The sequence below is a fragment of the Streptomyces sp. NBC_01166 genome, from assembly GCF_045039765.1.
Classification (GTDB): Bacteria; Actinomycetota; Actinomycetes; order Streptomycetales; family Streptomycetaceae; genus Streptomyces.
The window spans coordinates 5,093,113-5,114,342 of sequence record NZ_CP108613.1; the positions used below are offsets into that span (position 1 = coordinate 5,093,113).

15 protein-coding genes are annotated in these 21,230 nt (G+C 71.7%); 10 read left to right on the top strand and 5 right to left on the bottom strand.

Features of this window, described 5'->3' with window-relative positions; all coding sequences use genetic code 11:
* Positions 1–25 precede the first annotated feature (25 nt).
* On the bottom strand, positions 26–799 hold the full coding sequence (locus OG379_RS23625; protein ID WP_405665025.1) for an SDR family NAD(P)-dependent oxidoreductase: 774 nt from the start codon (positions 797–799) through the stop codon (positions 26–28).
* Between the two features lie 294 nt (positions 800–1,093).
* Positions 1,094–1,768 carry an MOSC domain-containing protein gene (locus OG379_RS23630; RefSeq protein WP_405665026.1) on the bottom strand — a complete coding sequence of 225 codons (675 nt, stop codon included), beginning with the start codon at positions 1,766–1,768 and terminating at the stop codon, positions 1,094–1,096.
* 82 nt (positions 1,769–1,850) lie between these two features.
* Here OG379_RS23630 and OG379_RS23635 point away from each other — a divergent pair, with 82 nt between their 5' ends.
* Positions 1,851–2,741 carry a LysR family transcriptional regulator gene (locus tag OG379_RS23635; RefSeq protein ID WP_401513126.1) on the top strand — a complete coding sequence of 297 codons (891 nt, stop codon included), beginning with the start codon at positions 1,851–1,853 and terminating at the stop codon, positions 2,739–2,741.
* Between the two features lie 85 nt (positions 2,742–2,826).
* Here OG379_RS23635 and OG379_RS23640 read toward each other — a convergent pair whose 3' ends face one another.
* Positions 2,827–3,156, bottom strand: coding sequence for a WhiB family transcriptional regulator (locus tag OG379_RS23640; RefSeq protein ID WP_099173812.1), 330 nt, complete (start codon positions 3,154–3,156; stop codon positions 2,827–2,829).
* A gap of 423 nt (positions 3,157–3,579) precedes the next feature.
* Here OG379_RS23640 and OG379_RS23645 point away from each other — a divergent pair, with 423 nt between their 5' ends.
* The 4 genes from OG379_RS23645 to OG379_RS23660 all read left to right on the top strand — a co-directional run bounded on the left by OG379_RS23645 (position 3,580) and on the right by OG379_RS23660 (position 7,969).
* Positions 3,580–4,191 (top strand): response regulator transcription factor, encoded by a 612-nt coding sequence (locus OG379_RS23645; RefSeq protein ID WP_003948568.1) that lies wholly within the window; start codon positions 3,580–3,582, stop codon positions 4,189–4,191.
* 335 nt (positions 4,192–4,526) lie between these two features.
* Positions 4,527–5,102, top strand: a complete 576-nt coding sequence (locus OG379_RS23650; protein ID WP_393762401.1) for a sigma-70 family RNA polymerase sigma factor — start codon at positions 4,527–4,529, stop codon at positions 5,100–5,102.
* Between the two features lie 136 nt (positions 5,103–5,238).
* Entirely contained in the window at positions 5,239–6,741 is a 1,503-nt protein-coding gene (gene guaB, locus OG379_RS23655) for an IMP dehydrogenase (RefSeq protein WP_393762399.1), read from the top strand.
* Between the two features lie 103 nt (positions 6,742–6,844).
* Positions 6,845–7,969 carry a GuaB3 family IMP dehydrogenase-related protein gene (locus tag OG379_RS23660; RefSeq protein ID WP_099173810.1) on the top strand — a complete coding sequence of 375 codons (1,125 nt, stop codon included), beginning with the start codon at positions 6,845–6,847 and terminating at the stop codon, positions 7,967–7,969.
* 69 nt (positions 7,970–8,038) lie between these two features.
* Here the strand turns inward: OG379_RS23660 and OG379_RS23665 are convergent, their stop codons facing one another.
* Positions 8,039–8,653 (bottom strand): hypothetical protein, encoded by a 615-nt coding sequence (locus OG379_RS23665; protein ID WP_405665029.1) that lies wholly within the window; start codon positions 8,651–8,653, stop codon positions 8,039–8,041.
* A gap of 121 nt (positions 8,654–8,774) precedes the next feature.
* Positions 8,775–10,037, bottom strand: coding sequence for a nucleotide sugar dehydrogenase (locus tag OG379_RS23670; protein WP_405665031.1), 1,263 nt, complete (start codon positions 10,035–10,037; stop codon positions 8,775–8,777).
* Positions 10,038–10,292: 255 nt separating this feature from the next.
* Here OG379_RS23670 and OG379_RS23675 point away from each other — a divergent pair, with 255 nt between their 5' ends.
* From OG379_RS23675 to OG379_RS23695, 5 genes are all read left to right on the top strand, one after another.
* Positions 10,293–11,999, top strand: coding sequence for a glycerol-3-phosphate dehydrogenase/oxidase (locus OG379_RS23675; protein WP_393762393.1), 1,707 nt, complete (start codon positions 10,293–10,295; stop codon positions 11,997–11,999).
* A 416-nt stretch (positions 12,000–12,415) separates the two neighbouring features.
* Entirely contained in the window at positions 12,416–14,509 is a 2,094-nt protein-coding gene (locus OG379_RS23680) for a serine/threonine-protein kinase (protein WP_405665032.1), read from the top strand.
* Between the two features lie 189 nt (positions 14,510–14,698).
* Positions 14,699–17,548 carry a protein kinase gene (locus tag OG379_RS23685; RefSeq protein ID WP_405665034.1) on the top strand — a complete coding sequence of 950 codons (2,850 nt, stop codon included), beginning with the start codon at positions 14,699–14,701 and terminating at the stop codon, positions 17,546–17,548.
* A 115-nt stretch (positions 17,549–17,663) separates the two neighbouring features.
* The gene (locus tag OG379_RS23690) at positions 17,664–19,325 is read left to right on the top strand and encodes a serine/threonine-protein kinase (protein WP_405665035.1); all 1,662 of its coding nucleotides are present in this window, start codon (positions 17,664–17,666) and stop codon (positions 19,323–19,325) included.
* A gap of 226 nt (positions 19,326–19,551) precedes the next feature.
* Complete coding sequence (locus OG379_RS23695) at positions 19,552–21,186, top strand: succinic semialdehyde dehydrogenase (RefSeq protein WP_393762385.1); 1,635 nt, start codon at positions 19,552–19,554, stop codon at positions 21,184–21,186.
* Positions 21,187–21,230: the final 44 nt, after the last annotated feature.

Genomic DNA, 21,230 nt, shown 5'->3' on the forward strand with positions numbered 1-21,230 from the left:
GCGTCGCAGGACCGGCCCCGGCCGGTTACTGGGGTCCGTAACTCCGGCCCGCGCGGGACGTGACCCCGCCGAGGAGACTGCGGGGCGTCAGCTTCACGAGACCCATCAGGGCCTTGTAACGCGGGTCAGGGATCGACACCGACCTGCCCCGCGCCAGGTCCTCCAGGGCCGCGGCCACCAGCTTGTCCGCGTCGAGCCACATCCAGTCCGGGATGTTGCCCGTCCCCATCCCGGCACGCTCGTGGAACTCGGTCCGTACGAAGCCCGGGCACAGCGCCATCAGCCGCACCCCCGAGCCCGCGAGGTCCTTCGCCGCGCCCTGGGTGAACTGGACGACCCAGGCCTTCGACGCCCCGTACGTCCCCCGCGGCAGGAACGCCGCGACGGAGGCCACGTTGACCACTCCGCCGCGACCGCGCTCCCGCATCGAGCCGGCGGCGGCCGACGTCAGACGCAGCACCGCCTCGCAGTGGACCTTCAGCATCGTCAGCTCGTCGGCCACCGGGACGTCCAGGTAGCGCCCCTTGTTGCCGAAGCCCGCGTTGTTGACCAGCAGGTCGACAGGGCTCACGCGGTCCGTCAGCCGTGCCGCGACCGCGTCGATCCCGCTGTCCGTGGACAGATCGGCCGTCAGCACCTCGGCCTCGATGCCGTGTCCGTCGTGCAGCTCCGTGGCCTGGGCCCGCAGTCGCTCCGTGTCACGGGCCACCAGCACCAGATTGTGCCCGTCACTCGCGAGCCGCCGCGCGAAGGCGGCCCCGATCCCCGCCGTCGCGCCCGTAATCAGTGCAGTCGTCATAGGCGGCACGTTAGCCGCCTCGCGCACCGGCGGTGGACCCGGCTTCTTCCAGGTGGGGCCACCCTTCGTCCGGGCGGGGCTGCCCCTGCGTCCGGGTGGGGCCGTCCCTCGTCCGGGTGGGCCTCGTCCGCCCCCTACCGCGGTAGCACGTCCATGTCGGCTCCCGGGTATGACGCCAGGCCGTCCCCGTACTTTCCACCCAGTCGGTCCGGAGAACATCGCGAAAGGGCGGAACACGAGGCTACGCAGCGGCAAACGGGAGCAGGCGCGGCACCGCGTGACCGGGAGGCGGGATCATGACGCGGCGCTCCGCTTCGCCACGTACGCCCGTGCCGCGCGCAGGGTTTCCGTGTGCAGCGCGTCACCGGCTTCGAGCAGACGCGGCAGCAGCTCCCGCTCCGTGGTCGTCGCCCGGAACTCCAGGGCCGTGGTGATGTCGTGGCCGGGTACGTGCACCACCTCGACCGGGTCACCGGAACGGATCGTCCCCGGCTCGATCACCCGGAGATACGCGCCCGTGGCCCCCTCGCGCGTGAACCGCTTCACCCAGCCCCGCTCGCCCATGTGGCCCGCGAACGTACGGCACGGGATGCGGCCCGACGTCACCTCCAGGAGCACCTCGCCGCCGATCCGCCAGCGCTCCCCGATCCGCGCGTGGCTCACGGTGAGCCCGAGGGTCGTCAGGTTCTCGCCGAACGCGCCGTTGGGCAGGGGGCGGCCGAGCTGCTTCTCCCAGGCGTCGAGCTCCTCGCGGGCGTACGCGTACACGGCCTGGTCCGATCCGCCGTGGTGCCTGAGGTCGCACACCGCGTCACCGGCCAGACCGCTGCCGCCGCTGCCCTTGGGGCCGGGGTCGGCGACCCGCACGGGATGGTCGGACGGCCGCTTGCCGATCCCGGTGAGCCCGTCGGCTCCGTCGCTGTGGGGAGAGGGCGTGGGACGGCTGAGATTCACGGTGAGCACCTTCATAACCGGACAGGCTAATGGGGCTGCCCTCAAAGCCGCTCATGATTAATCGCCCGAAGCTGCAAGAGTCCCTTATGGTTGAGGGGTGATCGAAGCTCGTCATCTCCGTGTCCTGCGCGCCGTGGCCACCACCGGCTCCTTCTCCGCCGCCGCGCGGGAGCTGGGCTGCACCCAGCCCGCCGTCAGCCAGCAGATGAAGGCTCTGGAGGGCTCGGCGGGGACTCCGCTGCTGATCCGTACGGGGCGCGAGATGCGCCTCACCCAGGCGGGTGAGGCACTGGTGCGGCATGCCTCCGGCATCCTCGCGGGGCTGACCGCCGCCGAGGAGGAGATCGCCGCGATCGCCGGGCTGCGGGCCGGCCGGGTCCGGCTCGTGTCGTTCCCCAGCGGGAGCTCCACCCTGGTCCCCGGGGCTCTCGCCGCGCTGCGCGCCGCGCACCCCGGCACCCAGGTCTCGCTCGTCGAGGCGGAACCGCCGCGTTCGGTGGAGATGCTCCGCGACGGGGACTGCGACATCGCGCTGGCGTTCCGCTACGGGACGGCCGGCGGCGAGTGGGACGACCTGGTCGTGCGCCCGCTGCTCAGGGACCGGCTGATCGGCCTGGTGCCCGAGGGGCACCGGCTGGCGGACGCGGACGCGGTGGGCATCGGGGAGCTGGCCGACGAGTCGTGGATCGCCGGCTGCCCGCGCTGCCGGCGCCAGCTGGTCGAGGTCTGCGAGGAGTCCGGCTTCACCCCGCGGATCGACTTCGCCACCGATGACTACCCGGCGGTGATCGGCCTCGTCGGAGCGGGTCTCGGGGTCGCCGTCCTGCCCCGGCTGGCCATCGAGTCCGTACGTTCCAAGGGGGCCCGCACCGTGACGGTGGAGCCTGCCGTGGAGCGGGAGATCGTCGCCCTCACCCTGCCCGACCTCTCCCGGGTGCCGGCGGTGGCGGCGACCCTGGACCAGCTGTCCCTGGCGGCCGCACGCTGACCTGCCCGGCCCGCGGTACCCGTGGCGCCAGGCCCTGCGGCAGGTGTGAGGAAACGTTTCTTCGTTCGGCGGGTCGGGCTGAGTGTCAGGTGTGACCGGCCTCCGGGGCCGGTCCTGAGTGGGCGGAGATCAGACGGTTGCGGGCGCGGCCCATGAGCTCTTCGCGCTCGTCCTCGGTCAGACCGCCCCATACGCCGTAGGGCTCTCGTACCGCGAGCGCGTGCGCCGCGCACTCGGCGCGCACCGGGCAGCGCATGCAGACCTCTTTCGCAGAGGTCTCACGGGCACTCCGGGCTGCTCCGCGTTCCCCTTCGGGGTGGAAGAAGAGCGAACTGTCGACCCCGCGGCAGGCGGCCAGCAGCTGCCAGTCCCACAGGTCCGCGTTGGGTCCGGGAAGGCGGGAGAAATCTGCCATTGCGTGTCCCCTCGAAACCTTGCTGGTTCGGAAACGGCTTCCTCGACCGTTGTTGCTCGTCGGTGACCTGAGTCCCGACCGTACATCTACGGTGTTAGTAGATGTAAATATGACTGATTGGGAATCTAGCCGCAGACGCCAGCAAAAGGGAAGAAAACCCGCTAAATGGGGCAGGTCGCAGGGTGAGAGATCGGTTGAGGGATGAATGATCCCGTGTCGCTCTCCTCCGTGTACGGGCCCTCACTTAGAGTGCCGAACCGGATGCTTCGACCCGTAACTCTTTCGAGTGACCGTCGTTGATGGGGGAGAGGCGGTTGACGGAGAACGAGCTCGGGCAGATGTCCGAGGGGGTCAACCGCACAGGTGACGACTTGTATCAGCCTGGAGGCTCAAGGTGACGCGCATCAGCTGCGGAGGACGGTCATGACATCCGTCCTCGTCTGCGACGACTCCCCGCTTGCCCGAGAAGCGCTCCGCCGCGCGGTTGCGACCGTGCCCGGCGTCGAGCGTGTGACGACGGCGGCCAACGGCGAGGAAGTCCTCCGCCGCTGGGGGGCCGATCGTTCGGATTTGATTCTGATGGACGTACGCATGCCCGGTCTGGGGGGTGTGGAGACGGTCCGGCGGCTGCTCTCGGCGGACCCCGGGGCCAGGATCATCATGCTGACCGTCGCCGAGGATCTGGACGGTGTCGCGCTCGCGGTCGCCGCCGGGGCCCGCGGCTATCTGCACAAGGACGCCTCGCGCGCCGAGCTGCGCGCGACGGTGACCCAGGCGCTCGCGGATCCGACGTGGCGGCTCGCCCCGCGCCGGCTGCGCTCCGCCGAGATGGGGGCGGCGCCGACCCTCACCGCGCGGGAGATCCAGGTGCTCGAAGGCATGAGCCACGGGCGTTCCAACGCGGAGATCGGGCGTGAGCTGTTCCTCTCCGAGGACACGGTGAAGACGCACGCGCGGCGTCTGTTCAAGAAGCTCGGGGCCTCGGACCGTGCGCACGCCGTCGCGCTCGGATTCCGCTGGGGTCTGGTCCGCTGATGCCGCCGCGCGGCCGGTAGCCGTGCGATCCCGTCCGCATGCCGGCGGACGGGGCGACGGTGGCGGCGGACCTGCGGCCGGGCCCTCCCCACCAGCGTTATGTGACGCTTCCCGGCCGATGCCGCATCCTTGGGGTTGTGGAGTTCCTCGGGGAACATTCGGTCGAGCGGAAGGGGAGGGCGCAGGACATGACATCCGGCGCAACCGCTCAGAACGCTGGAGCACTAGCTCACGACGCAGACGACGCACATACCGGCGCACCCGCTGATAACGCTTCGGTGCACAACTCGGGACGCGATGCATCGGATCGGACGCCGCCAAGGCACCATGGTCCGATGCGCGAGGACGGGACGACGGCGATCGGTGCACTGGTGCACCGTGCCGTCGACGGCGACGCGCAGGCCACCCATGACCTGCTGGCCCATGTCCACCCCCTCGCTCTGCGCTACTGCAGGTCACGGCTGAGCCGGCTGCCCGGTGATGCCCGTCACTTCGTCGAGGACCTCGCGCAGGAGGTCTGCGTCGCGGTCCTGATGGCGCTGCCGCGGTACAAGGACACCGGCAGGCCCTTCGAGGCGTTCGTCTTCGCCATCGCGGGCCACAAGGTCGCCGACCTCCAGCGCGCCGCGATGCGGCACCCCGGATCGACGGCCGTGCCCTCCGACGAGATGCCGGAGCGGCCCGACGACTCGCTCGGCCCCGAGGAGCGGGCGCTGCTCAGCAGTGACGCGGCCTGGGCCAAGAAGCTTCTCGCCAATCTGCCGGAGAACCAGCGTGAGCTGCTGGTCCTCCGGGTCGCGGTCGGACTGACCGCGGAGGAGACCGGGCAGATGCTCGGGATGTCCCCGGGCGCCGTCCGCGTCGCCCAGCACCGCGCGCTGAGCAGACTGCGGGCCCTCGCGGGCCAGTAGAGGCCGGTTCCTGCGGGCTCCCACGATGTGGAGGAAGCCACAGAACCGCCAGGTGATCTTGCTCGTGGAATGAGACACCCCGTTGGGCCGTTAGCATGGACATCCGCACCGATCAAGGCCATTTGGGGAAGGTGTCATGACTGCAAACGTCGACGGAGTGCCCGAGAAATTCGCGACGCTCGGGCTGACATACGACGACGTGCTGCTGCTGCCGGGCGCATCTGACGTGCTGCCCAACGCGGTCGACACCTCGTCGCTCATCTCGCGGAACGTACGCGTGAACATCCCGCTGCTCTCCGCCGCGATGGACAAGGTGACCGAGGCCCGGATGGCCATCGCCATGGCCCGGCAGGGCGGTGTCGGTGTGCTGCACCGCAACCTCTCGGTCGAGGACCAGGTCAACCAGGTCGACCTCGTGAAGCGGTCCGAGTCCGGCATGGTGACCGACCCGATCACCGTGCATCCCGACGCCACGCTCGGCGAGGCCGACGCGCTCTGCGCGAAGTTCCGCATCAGCGGAGTGCCGGTCACCGACGCCGCGGGCAAGCTCCTCGGCATCGTGACCAACCGTGACATGGCCTTCGAGTCGGACCGGTCGCGCCAGGTGCGCGAGGTCATGACGCCGATGCCGCTGGTCACGGGCAAGGTCGGGATCTCCGGCGTGGAGGCCATGGAGCTGCTGCGCCGCCACAAGATCGAGAAGCTGCCGCTGGTCGACGAGGCCGGCATCCTCAAGGGCCTCATCACGGTCAAGGACTTCAAGAAGGCCGAGCAGTACCCGAACGCCGCCAAGGACGCCGAAGGCCGTCTGCTGGTCGGCGCGGCCGTCGGTGCCAGCCCCGAGGCGCTGGACCGCGCGCAGGCGCTCGCGTCCGCCGGGGTCGACTTCCTGATCGTCGACACCTCGCACGGCCACAACAGCAACGCCCTCAACTGGATGGCGAAGATCAAGTCGGCCGTGGACGTGGACGTGATCGGCGGCAACGTCGCGACCCGCGACGGCGCCCAGGCGCTGATCGACGCCGGCGTGGACGGCGTCAAGGTCGGCGTCGGACCCGGTTCTATCTGTACCACCCGTGTGGTCGCCGGCATCGGCGTCCCGCAGGTCACCGCGATCTACGAGGCCGCGCTGGCCGCCCGCGCGGCGGGCGTCCCGGTCATCGGCGACGGCGGCCTGCAGTACTCCGGCGACATCGGCAAGGCCCTGGTGGCCGGCGCGGACACGGTGATGCTCGGCTCGCTGCTCGCCGGTTGCGAGGAGTCCCCGGGTGAGCTGATGTTCATCAACGGCAAGCAGTTCAAGTCGTACCGCGGCATGGGTTCGCTGGGTGCGATGCAGTCCCGTGGGCAGGGCCGCTCGTACTCGAAGGACCGCTACTTCCAGGCCGAGGTGTCCTCGGACGACAAGCTCGTCCCCGAGGGCATCGAGGGCCAGGTGCCCTACCGCGGCCCGCTGGCCAACGTGCTGCACCAGCTCGTCGGCGGTCTCCGCCAGACGATGGGTTATGTGGGTGCGGCCTCGGTCGACGAGATGGAGAGCAAGGGACGCTTCGTCCGGATCACCTCGGCGGGTCTCAAGGAGAGCCACCCGCACGACATCCAGATGACGGTCGAAGCACCGAACTACAGCAGGAAGTAAGACATCAACGCAGCTGAGGGGCGGACCGGGGTTCCCGGGACCGCCCCTCACCTGTGTGTCGGGGATACTGGTCAGCGCAGACGTAGAGGAAAGGCACACCATCGTGACTGAGATCGAGATCGGGCGCGGCAAGCGCGGTCGCCGGGCATACGCGTTCGACGACATCGCTGTCGTGCCGAGCCGCCGCACCCGCGACCCGAAGGAGGTCTCGATCGCCTGGCAGATCGACGCCTACCGCTTCGAGCTGCCCTTCCTGGCCGCCCCCATGGACTCGGTGGTCTCCCCGCAGACCGCCATCCGCATCGGTGAGCTGGGCGGCCTCGGCGTCCTCAACCTCGAGGGGCTGTGGACCCGGCACGCCGACCCGCAGGCGCTTCTCGACGAGATCGCCGAGATGCCCGTCGAGACCGCCACCCCGCGGCTCCAGGAGATCTACTCCGCCCCCATCCAGGAGGAGCTGATCGGGCAGCGCATCAAGGAGGTGCGCGACTCCGGTGTCGTCACCGCCGCCGCGCTGTCGCCGCAGCGCACCGCGCAGTTCTCCAAGGCCGTGGTCGACGCGGGTGTGGACATCTTCGTCATCCGCGGTACGACGGTCTCCGCCGAACACGTCTCCGGTGCAGCCGAGCCGCTCAACCTGAAGCAGTTCATCTACGAGCTGGACGTCCCGGTCATCGTCGGCGGCTGCGCCACGTACACCGCCGCCCTGCACCTGATGCGCACCGGCGCGGCCGGTGTCCTCGTCGGCTTCGGCGGCGGCGCGGCGCACACCACGCGCAACGTCTTCGGCATCCAGGTCCCGATGGCGACCGCGGTCGCCGATGTGGCCGGGGCCCGCCGTGACTACATGGACGAGTCCGGCGGCCGGTACGTCCACGTCATCGCGGACGGTGGCGTCGGCTGGTCCGGCGACATCCCGAAGGCCGTCGCCTGCGGCGCGGACGCCGTGATGATGGGCTCCCCGCTGGCCCGCGCCACGGACGCGCCCGGCCGCGGCCGGCACTGGGGCATGGAGGCCGTCCACGAGGACGTGCCGCGCGGCAAGCTGGTCGACCTCGGCTCCGTCGGCACGACGGAGGAGGTCCTCACCGGCCCCTCGCACAACCCCGACGGCTCGATGAACATCTTCGGCGCGCTGCGCCGGGCGATGGCCACCACGGGCTACAGCGACCTCAAGGAGTTCCAGCGCGTCGAGGTGACGGTGGCGGACTCGCAGCACCGCCGCTGATCTCCCCCGCGATACGCGTGACGGCCCGGACCAGGGAAATGGTCCGGGCCGTCGTGCGTGCGCGAAGTGTCAGCCGGCGCGCTTGGCGCCACCGAAGGCGGCCACGGGGCCCAGGAGGAGGAAGAGGTACGTCATGAAGTCGGCCTCCTCCTTCCAGATGTCGAGGACGTCGCTGAAGTGGTCGAAGAACACCTCGGAGAAGCCGACGCCCAGACCGTCCGCGAGGATCATCGACATGCCGATGAGCTGGCCGAGGAAGACGGCCACCAGGGAGAAGACGGCGCCGGCGCCGAGGACGGCGGGGTTGGCGCCGCCGATCTTGCTCCCGGCGAAGCCGACCAGGAAGCCGACGCCGATGGCCGCGTAACCGACCTCACGCTCGATGGACCCGGCCAGGACGCCGTAGAGGATGGCGGCCACGATCGCGGCGCCCAGAGCGGCCAGCACACCGAGGCCGACCTTGTTGCCGGCCGCCTGCGGGGCGGGCGGGAACGGTCCACCGCCGAACTGGCCCGGCTGCTGGCCCTGCTGTCCCGCGAACGGGTTGCCCGTCGGCGCCGGAGGCTGCTGGCCGTACGGGTTGCCGGGCTGGACGGGCTGCTGACCCGCGTACGGGTTGCCGTCCGCCGGCTGTCCGCCGTAGGGCTGCTGCGGTGGGTTCGGCGGCTGCACGGGCTGGCTCATGGTGGATCTTCCCCCTGGGACGAATACGCGCACGACTGTGCGAGAAGTGACGCCGCAGGCTAGCAGTCCATGCCGACATGGCCCACCGTAATCCTTGGGGGCATTGGCCTCGGGGCCTTCCCTACAGCCGGTGCGCGGCCCCAGCCGGGGTCGCCCCCCGGGTGTCCAGGAGGAGCTGGGCCTTCACCGCGAGCCCCTGGAGGTCGTACGTGCGGTGGTGCTGGAGGAGCACCGTCAGATCGGCCCCGGCGGCGGCCTCGTAGAGCGAGTCGGCGCGGGGGACGGGCAGGTCGCGCACCCGCCAGTCCAGCACGTGCGGATCGTGGTAACCGATCTGGGCACCCATGTCCATCAGCCGGGTCGCGATCTCCCGGGCGGGCGAGGCCTCCTGGTCGGCGAGGTCCGGCTTGTAGGTGACACCGAGCAGCAGGACCCGGGCCCCCCGGACGGACTTGCCGTGTTCGTTCAGCAGGGTCGCGCAGCGCTGGATCACATAGCTCGGCATCCGGTCGTTGATCTCCTTCGCCAGCGAGACCATGCGCAAGGGGTGTCCGGGCGTACGACTGTTGTACGGGAAGTAGCCCGGATCCACGGGGACGCCGTGGCCGCCGACACCCGGGCCGGGGCGGAACGGCTCGAAGCCGAACGGCTTCGTCTCGGAGCACCTGATGACGTCCCAGAGGTCGACACCGAGGTCGTGGCAGAGCACCGCCATCTCGTTGACCAGCGCGATGTTGACGTGCCGGAAGTTGGTTTCGAGGACCTTCGTCATCTCCGCCTCGCGCGGCCCGCGGGCCCGGACGACCTTGTCGGTGAGCCGCCCGTAGAAGGCGGCGGCCGACTCGGTGCAGGCGGGAGTGAGGCCGCCGATGACCTTCGGGGTGTTGCCGTACGCGTGGGTGCGGTTGCCTGGGTCGAGGCGGCCGGGGGAGTGGGCGAGGTGGAAGTCCCGTCCGGCGCGCAGCCCGGAGCCCTCCTCCAGCAGGGGGCGTACGACGTTCTCGGTGGTGCCGGGCGGGACGGCCGACTCCACCAGGACGGTGGTGTGCGGCCGCAGGCGGGTGGCGAGCGCCCGGGCCGCGTCGGTGACGGCGCGGAGGTCGAGGGCGCGGTCCGGCCCGAGGGGGGTGGGGGCGCAGATCGCGGCGGTGCGCACCCGCCCCAGTTCGGCCGGGTCGGCGGTGGGCCGGAAGCCGCCCGAGATCATCCGCCGGATGTCGGATGCGCTGAGGGATCCCTCGACCGGAGTACGGCCCGCGGAGAGTTCGGCGAAGGGGCGTGGGTCGGTGTCGTAGCCGACGGTGTGGATTCCCACGCCTACGGCTGCTTGGGCGAGGGGCAGGCCGAGGTGACCGAGTCCGATGACGGCGAGGTCTGCGGGCATGTGGGCCGTCCTTTCCCTAAGACCAAGAGACAGAAAGTGCAACTGCTGGGGACAGCGCTATGTCAGACTAGGCGTAAATATGACCTATATGTCGCATTCTGTGACTCTTGTGGGGCGGGTGTTGTCCACAGGCGGTGGCTGAAGTCGTGGACCGCGGACAGAATCGAGGGGTGGGCACGGGCGCCCGGCCCTCCGGCCGGTCTCCGCTCACGTGCCGTACGACCCCCGATGCACCGGGAATACCGGGAGGCAGCAGTGAGGACAGCGACACTGGGACCCGCGGAGCGCGCCGAGGCGCTGACCGCGATGGCCGAGCGCGAACTGGACGTGCTGGTCGTGGGAGCGGGCGTGGTCGGCGCCGGCACCGTGCTGGACGCCGCCACCAGAGGCCTTTCGACCGGACTGGTCGAGGCGCGCGACTGGGCGTCCGGCACATCGAGCAGGTCGAGCAAGCTGATCCACGGCGGGCTGCGCTATCTGGAGATGCTGGACTTCGCACTCGTACGGGAGGCGCTGAAGGAGCGCGGGCTGCTGCTGGAGCGGCTGGCGCCGCACCTGGTGAAGCCCGTCCCCTTCCTCTACCCGCTGCAGCACAAGGGCTGGGAACGGCTCTACGCGGGCTCGGGCGTCGCGCTGTACGACGCGATGTCGGTCTCCTCCGGCCACGGCCGCGGACTGCCCGTGCACCGGCATCTCTCCCGGCGGCACGCCCTCCGGGTGGCTCCCGCGCTCAAGAAGGACGCCCTGGTCGGCGCCCTGCAGTACTACGACGCCCAGATGGACGACGCGCGCTATGTGGCGACCCTGGTGCGCACGGCCGCGGGCTACGGCGCGCATGTGGCCAACAGGGCGCGGGTGACCGGCTTCCTCCGCGAGGGCGAGCGGGTCGTCGGCGCGCGGGTGCAGGACGTCGAGGGCGGCGAGGAGTACGAGATCAGGGCAAAGCAGGTGGTCAACGCCACCGGGGTGTGGACGGACGACACCCAGGCCCTGATCGGCGAGCGCGGCCAGTTCCACGTCCGGGCGTCCAAGGGCATCCATCTCGTGGTGCCCAAGGACCGGATCCACTCCTCGACCGGGCTCATCCTGCGGACCGAGAAATCGGTGCTCTTCGTGATCCCGTGGGGACGGCACTGGATCATCGGCACGACCGACACCGACTGGGATCTGGACAAGGCCCATCCGGCCGCCTCCAGCGCCGACATCGACTATCTCCTCGAACACGTGAACTCGGTGCTGAACACCCCGCTGGGCAGGGACGACGTCGAGGGCGTCTACGCCGGGCTCCGCCCCCTGCTGGCCGGCGAGTCGGACGCCACGAGCAAGCTCTCGCGCGAACACACGGTGGCGCACCCGGCGCCCGGGCTCGTCGTCGTGGCGGGCGGCAAGTACACGACGTACCGGGTGATGGCGAAGGACGCCGTCGACGAGGCGGTGCACGCGCTGGACCAGCGGGTGGCGGAGTGCGTCACGGAGGACATCCCGCTGCTGGGCGCCGAGGGGTACCGCGCCCTGTGGAACGCCCGGGCCAGGATGGCCGCCCGTACGGGTCTGCACGTCGTCCGGGTCGAGCACCTGCTCAACCGGTACGGCTCGATGACCGAGGAGCTCCTGGAGCTCGTGAAGGGCGACTCCTCGCTGGGTGAGCCGCTGGCCGGCGCCGAGGACTATCTGCGGGCCGAGGTCGTCTACGCCGCCTCGCACGAGGGCGCCCGGCACCTCGACGACGTCCTGACGCGGCGCACCCGGATCTCCATCGAGACCTTCGACCGGGGCACCCGCTGTGCCCGGGAGTGCGCGGACCTGATGGCGCCGGTGCTCGGCTGGGACACGGACCAGGTCGAGCGGGAGGTGGAGCACTACCGCAAGCGCGTGGAGGCCGAGAGGGAGTCCCAGCGGCAGCCCGACGACCAGACGGCGGACGCGGCTCGGCTGGGGGCGCCGGACATCGTGCCTCGCTGAGGGCGTCTCAAAAAGCCGCGCCGGGGGCCCCGTCCGGGGGCCCCCGGCGCGGGCGGGCCGGCTCCGTTCGGCGGGCGGGGAGGGGGAATTCCCCGGCCCGCGGAGTCGTATTCCCCTTCGCTCCGGGGGTGTCTCGGGGGCGCCGGAAGAGGGCCGCGGGGGCGCGGCCCTCGACGGCGAACCGGGGGAGGTAGGACGATGCGGTCGTGAGGTGTGGTTCGCTTGGCAGGCTCGCCGTTCCCAGGGCGGGCGGAGTCAGCACCGGCGGGGCGGTGGGCAGCGCCCTGTATGTAGGCATGGCAGGGGATTTCTTCCGCCGGCCGCACGAGGGCCGCCCCGGACCCGGGGCCACGACCGGTCCCGGGGTGAGGGACAATGAACGCTCTGCCAGGGCGGGTTGATCGCAGAGGGGACGCATGTCGGAGGCGGAGCAGTCGCGGGAGCCCCAAGGGGACAAGGACGGACGTCTCCTCGCGGGGCGGTACCGGCTCGGGGAGGTGCTCGGCCGGGGCGGCATGGGCACGGTCTGGCGTGCTGCCGACGAGACGTTGGGGCGTACGGTCGCGGTCAAGGAACTGCGGTTCCCGTCGTCGATCGACGAGGACGAGAAGCGGCGTCTCATCACGCGAACCCTGCGTGAGGCGAAGGCGATCGCGAGGATCCGCAACACCAGCGCGGTGACGGTCTACGACGTGGTCGACGAGGACGACCGGCCGTGGATCGTCATGGAACTCATCGAGGGCAAGTCCCTCGCCGAGGTGATCCGTGAGGACGGGACGCTGACGCCGAGGCGCGCGGCGGAGGTCGGTCTCGCCATCCTCGACGTGCTGCGCTCGGCGCACCGCGAGGGCATCCTGCACCGCGACGTGAAGCCGTCCAACGTGCTGATCTCCGAGGACGGACGGGTCGTCCTGACCGACTTCGGGATCGCTCAGGTCGAGGGCGACCCCTCGGTCACCTCGACGGGCATGCTCGTCGGCGCCCCCTCCTACATCTCGCCCGAGCGGGCCCGCGGCCACAAGCCGGGGCCGCCCGCCGACCTGTGGTCGCTGGGCGGGCTGCTGTACGCGAGCGTCGAGGGGCGCCCGCCGTACGACAAGGGCTCGGCGATCGCCACGCTCACCGCGGTGATGACGGAACCGGTCGAGCCGCCGGCGCACGCGGGCATGCTGGAGGAGGTCATCTACGGCCTGCTCGCCAGGGACCCCGACGAGCGGCTGGACGACGCCGGGGCGCGCGTCCTGCTCAACGCGGTGATCAATGCTCCGGAACAGCCCGTCGTGCCGCCGGCCGACTCCACCCAGGTCATGGCGCTGCCCGCGATCGGTGACGCCAAGAGCGACAAGGGCGGCAGGAGCGACTCCAAGGGCGGTGGCAAGAAGGCCGCCGCCGCTGCGGCCGCAGCCGCCGCAGCGTCCACCCCGGCAGCCGAGAGCGGCGTGCCCGGGGCCGTCACGGGCTCCGGAAGACCGGACACCGGCGGATCGGCCCCCGCGGGTCAGGCCGCCGGCTCCGCATCCTCCTCCGCGACCACCCCGGTCGGCGTCTCCGGGATCGCCGAGGGAACGCGGGACCGGCTGCGCGGCGCCCTGCGGTCCGTACGCAACGCGAAGTCCCCGGCCGCGGGCGCCGGCGTTCCCCCGGTGCCCTCGCATGCTCCGGGCGCGGCCGCCACGGCGTCGGCCTCCGGGCCCGCGGGCTCCGGACGTCCGGCCGTGCCCCGCGCGTCGATCACCGATGTCGTGCCGCGCCGCACGCTGGCGGTCATCGCCGGCGTCGTCGTGCTCGCCGTCCTCGGTACGGTCCTGGCGCTCACCCTCGGCGATGACGACACGGGCAACGAAGGCGGCGGCTCCAAGGGCGACACCGCCGCGTCCGCCGGTGCGGCGGGCGGCGGCGACACCGAGGCCGCCTCCGGTGGAAGCTCGGGCAAGGGCGACGGCAGCGAGCAGGACGGCGGCAAGGACGGCCAGGGCCAGGACAAGGGCGAGGCGACCGGCGGCACGTCCCCCTCGCCGGAGACCGGCGAGCAGACCCCGGACCCGGACGCGTTGCCCGCCGGGTTCAAGACGGTCACCAACCAGCAGTTCCACTTCTCCATGGCGATGCCTGGGAAATTCAAGTTCGACAAGATAGCGGGACAGAACTCCGGCGCCATCTACAACGCCGACGGCGGATTCCCCCGCGTCCAGATCGACTACAACTCCTCCCCGAAGGACGACGCGGCGGCCGCCTGGGCCGGGGCGGTCGCGGCGACCAAGAGCCTCAGCAACGGCTACAAGCACATCGGGATAAAGAAGGTCGAGTACAACGGCTATCCGACCGTGGCCGACTGGGAGTTCACACGCGACCAGCAGGGCATGCGGATCCGAGTACTCAACCGGGGCTTCAAGGTCGACGCCACCCACGGCTACTCGATCATGATCAGCTGCAAGGCGGACGCCTGGGACGACGACGAGTGCCGGACGCTGCGTGAGACGGCGTTCGCCACGTTCAAGCCGACCGACTGACCGACCGACTGACCGCCCGGGCGGCCGGGTTGCCCTGACACGGCCGCGCACCATCGACTTGCCACGTATTGTGAGAGGCCGAAGACCGTACGCAGCCGGAATGTAGGGTCAATTGCACAGCAAGTGACCGCAATTGACGGACTCGTGCGGTCTCGGTGACCGGGGGACAGCGCGCTCTGGGGAGGCGTCGTGGACGACTACGCGGGTCGGGTGCTTGCCGACCGCTACCGCCTTCCGCTGCCCCCGTCCGACGCCTTCGAGCTGGTCGAGACGCGGGCCTTCGACACGTACAGCGGACAGGAAGTCCTGGTGCGGCAGGTGCCGTTGCCGGAGGTCGTGGACGCGGAGGTGCTCGACGCCGACGGTCTCCCCTCGGCCAGGCGGGCCACCGGGCGTACGGTGCGGCGGTCCACGGACCCCGCGGTCCGTCGGGCGATCGAGGCCGCGCAGGCGGCGGCCCAGGTGCCCGACCATCCGCGCCTGGACCAGGTCTTCGACGTCTTCGCCGAGGCGGGATCGCTCTGGATAGTGAGCGAGCTGGTGGCCGCCCGGCCGCTTGCCGCGCTCCTCGCGGAGCGGCCCCTCAACCCCTACCGGGCCGCCGAGATCGGCTCCGACGTGCTCACGGCGCTGCGGGTGCTGCACGCGCACGGCTGGACGCACCGCAACATCACGGTCCGCACGGTGCTGGTCTGCGACGACGGCAGGGTCGTGCTGACCGGGCTCGCGGCAGGCGCGGCCGAGGAGGCGCTCTGCGGATACGTTCCGGGGCCTCGCACGGATCCGGACGAGGAGAACGCCTACGGGCCGCCGGCGGTCGAATCGGGCCCCACCGGCCCGTACGAGCCCCCGGCCGCCGAGGCGGACCCGTACGAGGCCGAGGCAGCCGAGGCGGACCCGTACGAGGCCGAGGCAGCCGAGGCGGACCCGTACGAGCCCCCGGCCCTCGGGTCCGGCCCGTACGAGCCCCCCGCGTCGTTCGAGCCGGACGCCGACCTGCCCGGCCCCGACGCGCTGTCCGCTCCGGAGGTCCTGCCCGGCCCCCGGGCAGCCACCGGCGGAGTGCCGGCCCCCGGGCCCCGTGGGGAGATCGAGGTGGCGCCGCCCGCCGGCCTGCCCGCGGCGGAGCCCGGTGCCGGGAGCGCCGCGCAGCTGCGCGCCGCCCGTGCCGGAGCCATCGCCGCCTACCGTGCGGGGGCCCGTGCCGCGGCCCGCGCGGGCGAGGACCGGAAGCGCGCGGAGCACGACCGCGACGAAGGCCCCGGCGAGGGTCCCGGTGCGGATGAGCGGCAGCAGCCCGTCGCGCCTCCCGCCCCTGGACTGCCGCAGTTGCCCGCCACCTGGGGCCGGGCGGCGGACGACCCGTACACCTACGTGTACGACGAGGACGAGGACGACGAGGACGACGACGAGGGCCCGGACCCCGCACCCCCCAGCCGGCGTGTCCACCTCGCCGGCACGTGGGGCGACGGCCCCGGCTCCGGCCGGCCCGTGCCCGCGGGCGGCTCCGGAGGGTCGGGCGGCTCCGGCGAGGACGCGCTGCGCGCCGACGCCCGGCGGCTCGGCAGCGGGCCGGCGGAGCGCCAGGACCGGCTGCTGCCGGAGCCGGTGGCCGCCCGTACGCCCGCCGGAGGATGGGACGAGGTCGTCGCCGGAAGCGGCACCACCCCCGCATACCGGGGCCCGGCCACCCCCCTCGCCGCCGAACGCGCCCGGCAGGCCCGCATCGCCGTGGTCGGTGCGGTCACCGAGCGGTGGGCGCCCGAGCAGGCCGGACCGGTCCACGACAACTGGCAGCTCGCCCCGCCCATCGGCCCATCCACCGACCTGTGGGCGCTCGGCGCGCTGCTCTACCGCGCCGTGCAGGGCCACGCGCCGTATCCGGAGGAGAACGCCGCCGAGCTCGTCCAGATGGTGTGCGGCGAGCCGCCCGCCTTCGCGGAGGAGTGCGGTCCGCTGCGGCCCGTCGTCGAGTCGCTGCTGCGTCAGGACCCCACGGAGCGGCCCGACTTCGAGGAGCTGCGCGGATGGCTGCGCTCCCTCGTGCGCTCGGCTCCGGAGCCCGAGGCCGGCGCCGACATCGTTACGCTGCCGCCCGCCGACGCCACCCGCCTTCCGGTAGTACGCCGCCGGGGCGAGCTGGTGCGTCGTCGCCGGGGCCGCGGAGGCGCGGCGCACGGCCGGCACCGCCAGGGGAAGCCGCAGCGCCGCGAGCAGCCGCAGACGTACGAGCAGCAGGAGGTGTACGAGAAGCCGCCGCGTGCGCCCCGCGAGCCCAAGGGGCCCAAGGTGCTGCGCCAGCCGCAGCCGGGCGGCCGGGCACCACGACGGCTGGGACGGCTGCTGCTGGTGCTGATCCTGCTGCTGATGGCGGCCGCCGTCGCCTACGCCATGCTGTTCATGCCCGAGTCGGAATCGGGGACGGGAACGGGCGCGTCGCCCTCGGGCTCCGCCGCCCCGGGCCCCGGCAACAGCCCGTCCGGCGGCGCGGCGCCGTCCGGCGGGCCGTCGGAATCGGCCTCGTCGGGCTCATCGGGCTCATCGGGTTCGCAGAAGCCGCAGACCAGCCGCTCCGCCGTGGCTCTCGCGGAGGGCTACGAGCTGCGCAAGGACGCCGAGGGCTTCGAGATCGGTGTGCCGAAGGGATGGCAGCGCGGCGCGACCGGATCCGACCGTCAGATCCGTTACGGCAGCGACGGGTTCACGGTGCTCGTCGTGCCCGGCCGGGACACCGTCAAGGCCAACGGGAGCGACCCGCTGGACTACCAGCGGACCGCGGAGCCCGAGCTGAAGCCCTTCAGGGAGTCCAGCTGGGCCACGTCCACCGGCCTGCGCCGTGTCGACATCGGGCGACAGGCCATGGCGGAGGGGCAGTTCACCTGGCAGGAGGGCGACGGCCGTCAGGTGTACGTCCGTAACCTGGTCATGATCGTGGACGGCAGGTATCACGTCGTCCAGGTCATCGGCCCGGAGAACGAGCGTGACAAGGTCTCGGAGATCTACGAGCAGGCCATCTCCACGTACCGCGTGGGCTCCTGACAGCGCGTCGGCGCGGCGCGACAAGCATCACAGTGCGGTCTCGTGAGCGATGCGAGGTTTCCCGGTACCACCTCCCGTCCGTACCCTGGCGTCCCAAGGAACGGGGCGAACAGACGTGGAACACGCGCAGGGCACGAACGCTGGGCTCGTACTGGCCGGAAGGTACCGACTGGGGGAGGTCCTGGGCCGAGGCGGCATGGGCAAGGTGTGGCGCGCCCAGGACGAAGTGCTCCACCGGACGGTCGCCGTCAAGGAGTTGACCGCCGGCCTGTACGTCGCCGAGGCGGACCGGGCCGTGCTGCACGCCCGCACGCAGAAGGAGGCGCGCGCGGCGGCCCGGATCACGCACCCGGGTGTCGTCACCGTGCACGACGTCCTCGAGTACGACAACCGCCCCTGGATCGTCATGCAGTACGTCGACGGGCCCTCGCTCGCCGACGCGACGAAGGAGTCGGGCGAGGTCGAGCCGCGCGAGGCGGCCAGGATCGGGCTCCATGTGCTGAGCGCCCTGCGGGCGGCCCACGGCGCGGGTGTCCTGCACCGTGACGTGAAGCCGGCCAACGTCCTGCTCGCCAGGGACGGCCAGGTCCTGCTGACGGACTTCGGGATAGCCGCGATCGAGGGTGACTCCACCATCACCAGGACCGGTGAACTGGTGGGCTCCATCGACTATCTGGCGCCCGAGCGGGTGCGCGGAGGCGACCCCGGCCCCGCCTCCGACCTCTGGTCGCTGGGTGCCACGCTCTACACGGCCGTCGAGGGCAGCTCGCCCTTCCGCCGTACGTCCCCCATCTCCACCATGCAGGCCGTCGTCACCGAGGAGCCGCCCCCGCCGCTGCGCGGTGGCGCGCTGGCGCCCGTGATCACCGCGCTGCTGCGCAAGGACCCCGCGGACCGCCCCACGGCCGAGGAGGCCGAGCGCATGCTGCTGGACGCGATGGAGGGGCGGAAGCCCCGGGCCGCGCAGGCGCACGTGCCGACGCAGCGGGTCTCCGAGGACGACCTGCGCGACTTCTTCAGCCCGGACGGTTCCACCGCCCAGCTCCCGCCGTCCCTGCCCCCGCCGCCCGTGCCTCCGCACACCGCTCCGCCCGCCGCCCCGCGCGGCCGGGGCCGCTGGCGTACGGTGCTGCTCGTCATCGCGGTGGCCGCTCTGCTCGGCGGGGCCGCGGGTCTGATCGCGATGAAGGCGGACAACGACGGCGGAGCGACCGGAGGCACGTCGGAGCTGAGCACCGCCGGCCCGGCCCCCACCCCTTCCGGCTCCGCCGCCGACGACGCGTCCGGCAAGGAGAGCGGGTCCGCCCGGCCGGAGATACCCGACGGCTGGAAGAAGGTCACCGACCCCGAGGGCTTCAGCCTCGTCGTGCCCGAGGACTGGGAGCGGCAGCTGAACGACGGCCAGATCGACTACACCCCGGACAACGGTGCGCACCGCATCCGGATCAGCCTCGATCCGCAGCCCGACTTCAACAACTCGTACGCGCACATGCAGAGCATCGAGAAGGACCTGGCCGTGCGCCTGCCGGCGTACGAACGCCTGTTGCTGGAGGAGAACGTCTTCCGCGACCGCCCCGGCTCCCTGTGGGAGTTCACCTGGGTCGAGTCCAAGGACTTCCCCGGCCCGCGCCACGGCATCGACCAGATGTACTTCGCCGAGGAGGGCGGGCCGGAGTACGCGTTCTACATGACGGGGCCCGAGGGGGACTGGGCCGAGACCCGGAAGCTCTTCGACACGATGCTCCGCGGCTGGGAACCGCCGGAGGAGACGGGCTGAGGGGGCTCACCCCCGTACGGGCCACACCGAGGTGGCCGGGCGGCCGAGGATTCACGATTCCTGACGTCCGATCCCGCGAAAGGCGGCGAATCGCCCCTGATCAGCGGTTATACCGCCAGTGATCACTGGCCGTATGGCTGGTCGGGGCAGGGGCCTCTGGTGGGGTCTGTGAAAACCTGTTACCCACGGGTACCCAAAGTGGGCGGGTGGACATACTCTCGCCCTCATGACGGACTCGCAGGCCTCCACGACCACCGCCGCCCCCGGCACCCGCGTCGGCACCAATCCGGTGGCCGCCGCCCCGGCAGGTGCGCGCACCGCCGCCGACGTGGTCACACCCGAGGTGATCGCCCAGCTGACCCGTGACGTCATCGGTTCCGGCCGTACGGCCAACCACAGCCCCTTCACCGGGGAGAAGCTGGCCGACCTGCCCGAGTCCACCCCCGAGGACGTCGCGACCGCCTTCGACCGCGCCCGCGCCGCCCAGCCGGCCTGGGCCGCGACACCGGTCCGGGCCAGGGCCGCCGTGCTGCTCCGCTTCCACGACCTGGTGCTGCAGCGCCAGTCCGAGGTCCTCGACCTCATCCAGCTGGAGACCGGCAAGGCCAGGCTGCACGCCCACGAGGAGGTGCAGGCCGTCGCCGTCGCGGCCCGGCACTACGGGCGCAAGGCCGCCTCGTACCTCAAGCCGAAGCGGCACACCGGAGTCGTCCCGACCCTCACCAAGGTCACCGAACTGCGCCAGCCGCGCGGGGTCGTCGGCCAGATCGCCCCCTGGAACTACCCGCTCGAACTCTCCGTCGGCGACGCGCTCCCCGCCTTCGTCTCCGGCAACGCCGTCGTGATGAAGCCCGACACCGAGACCGCGCTGACCGCCCTGTGGGCCCGTGACCTGCTGATCGAGGCCGGGCTGCCCGCCGAGGTGTTCCAGGTCGTCATCGGCGAGGGACCGGTCGTCGGCCCCGAGGTCGTCAGCCGTGCCGACTACGTCTCCTTCACCGGCTCCACCCGCACCGGCCGCGAGGTCGCCCAGGGCGCCGCCGCCAGGCTCGTCGGCGTGTCCCTCGAACTCGGCGGCAAGAACGCCATGCTCGTCCTGGCGGACGCCGACGTGGAGAAGGCCGCCGCGGGCGCCGTCCGCGCCTGCTTCTCCTCCGCGGGGCAGCTCTGCATCTCCATCGAGCGGCTCTACGTCCACGAGTCGGTCGCCGACGACTTCGTGGAGCGTTTCGCCGCCCGCACGAAGGCCATGCGGCTCGGCAACTCCCTCGCGTACGGCGCCGACATGGGCTCCCTCGTCGGCGAGCGGCAGTTGGAGACCGTCAGCCGTCATGTGGCCGAAGCCGTCGAGAAGGGCGCCACGCTCGTCGCGGGCGGCGTCGCCCGACCCGACATCGGTCCGCTGTTCTACGAGCCGACCATCCTCGACGGCGTCGAGGCGCCCATGGCCGTCTGCGGCGAGGAGACCTTCGGCCCGGTCGTCTCCATCTACCGCTTCAGCGACGACGACGAAGCCGTGGCCCTCGCCAACGCCACTCCGTACGGCCTCAACTCCAGTGTCTGGACGAAGAACGCCGGACGCGGACACCGCGTCGCCGCGCGGCTGCGGACCGGCACGGTCAACATCAACGAGGGGTACGCACCCGCGTACGGCAGCGTCCAGTCGCCCATGGGCGGCATGAAGGACTCCGGCCTCGGCCGGCGGCACGGCTCCGAGGGCATCCTGAAGTACACCGAGGCCCAGACGGTCGCCCAGCAACGGCTGATCCCCCTCGCTCCGGCCTTCGGGATGGACGACGAGAAGTACGCCGCCTTCATGAGCCGCAGTCTCAAGGCGATGAAGGCCTTCCGGCTGCGCTGACCCCCTCAGCCACCCCTTATCTGCCCTTTTCGTACCGAGGAGAG

Coding starts and splice junctions, on each gene's coding strand:
- OG379_RS23625 (WP_405665025.1), bottom strand. CDS start 799: ATGACGACTGCACTGATTACGGGCGCGACGGCGGGGATCGGGGCCGCC.
- OG379_RS23630 (WP_405665026.1), bottom strand. CDS start 1,768: ATGAAGGTGCTCACCGTGAATCTCAGCCGTCCCACGCCCTCTCCCCAC.
- OG379_RS23640 (WP_099173812.1), bottom strand. CDS start 3,156: ATGGCAGATTTCTCCCGCCTTCCCGGACCCAACGCGGACCTGTGGGAC.
- OG379_RS23645 (WP_003948568.1), top strand. CDS start 3,580: ATGACATCCGTCCTCGTCTGCGACGACTCCCCGCTTGCCCGAGAAGCG.
- OG379_RS23650 (WP_393762401.1), top strand. CDS start 4,527: ATGCGCGAGGACGGGACGACGGCGATCGGTGCACTGGTGCACCGTGCC.
- guaB (WP_393762399.1), top strand. CDS start 5,239: ATGACTGCAAACGTCGACGGAGTGCCCGAGAAATTCGCGACGCTCGGG.
- OG379_RS23665 (WP_405665029.1), bottom strand. CDS start 8,653: ATGAGCCAGCCCGTGCAGCCGCCGAACCCACCGCAGCAGCCCTACGGC.
- OG379_RS23670 (WP_405665031.1), bottom strand. CDS start 10,037: ATGCCCGCAGACCTCGCCGTCATCGGACTCGGTCACCTCGGCCTGCCC.
- OG379_RS23680 (WP_405665032.1), top strand. CDS start 12,416: ATGTCGGAGGCGGAGCAGTCGCGGGAGCCCCAAGGGGACAAGGACGGA.
- OG379_RS23695 (WP_393762385.1), top strand. CDS start 19,552: ATGACGGACTCGCAGGCCTCCACGACCACCGCCGCCCCCGGCACCCGC.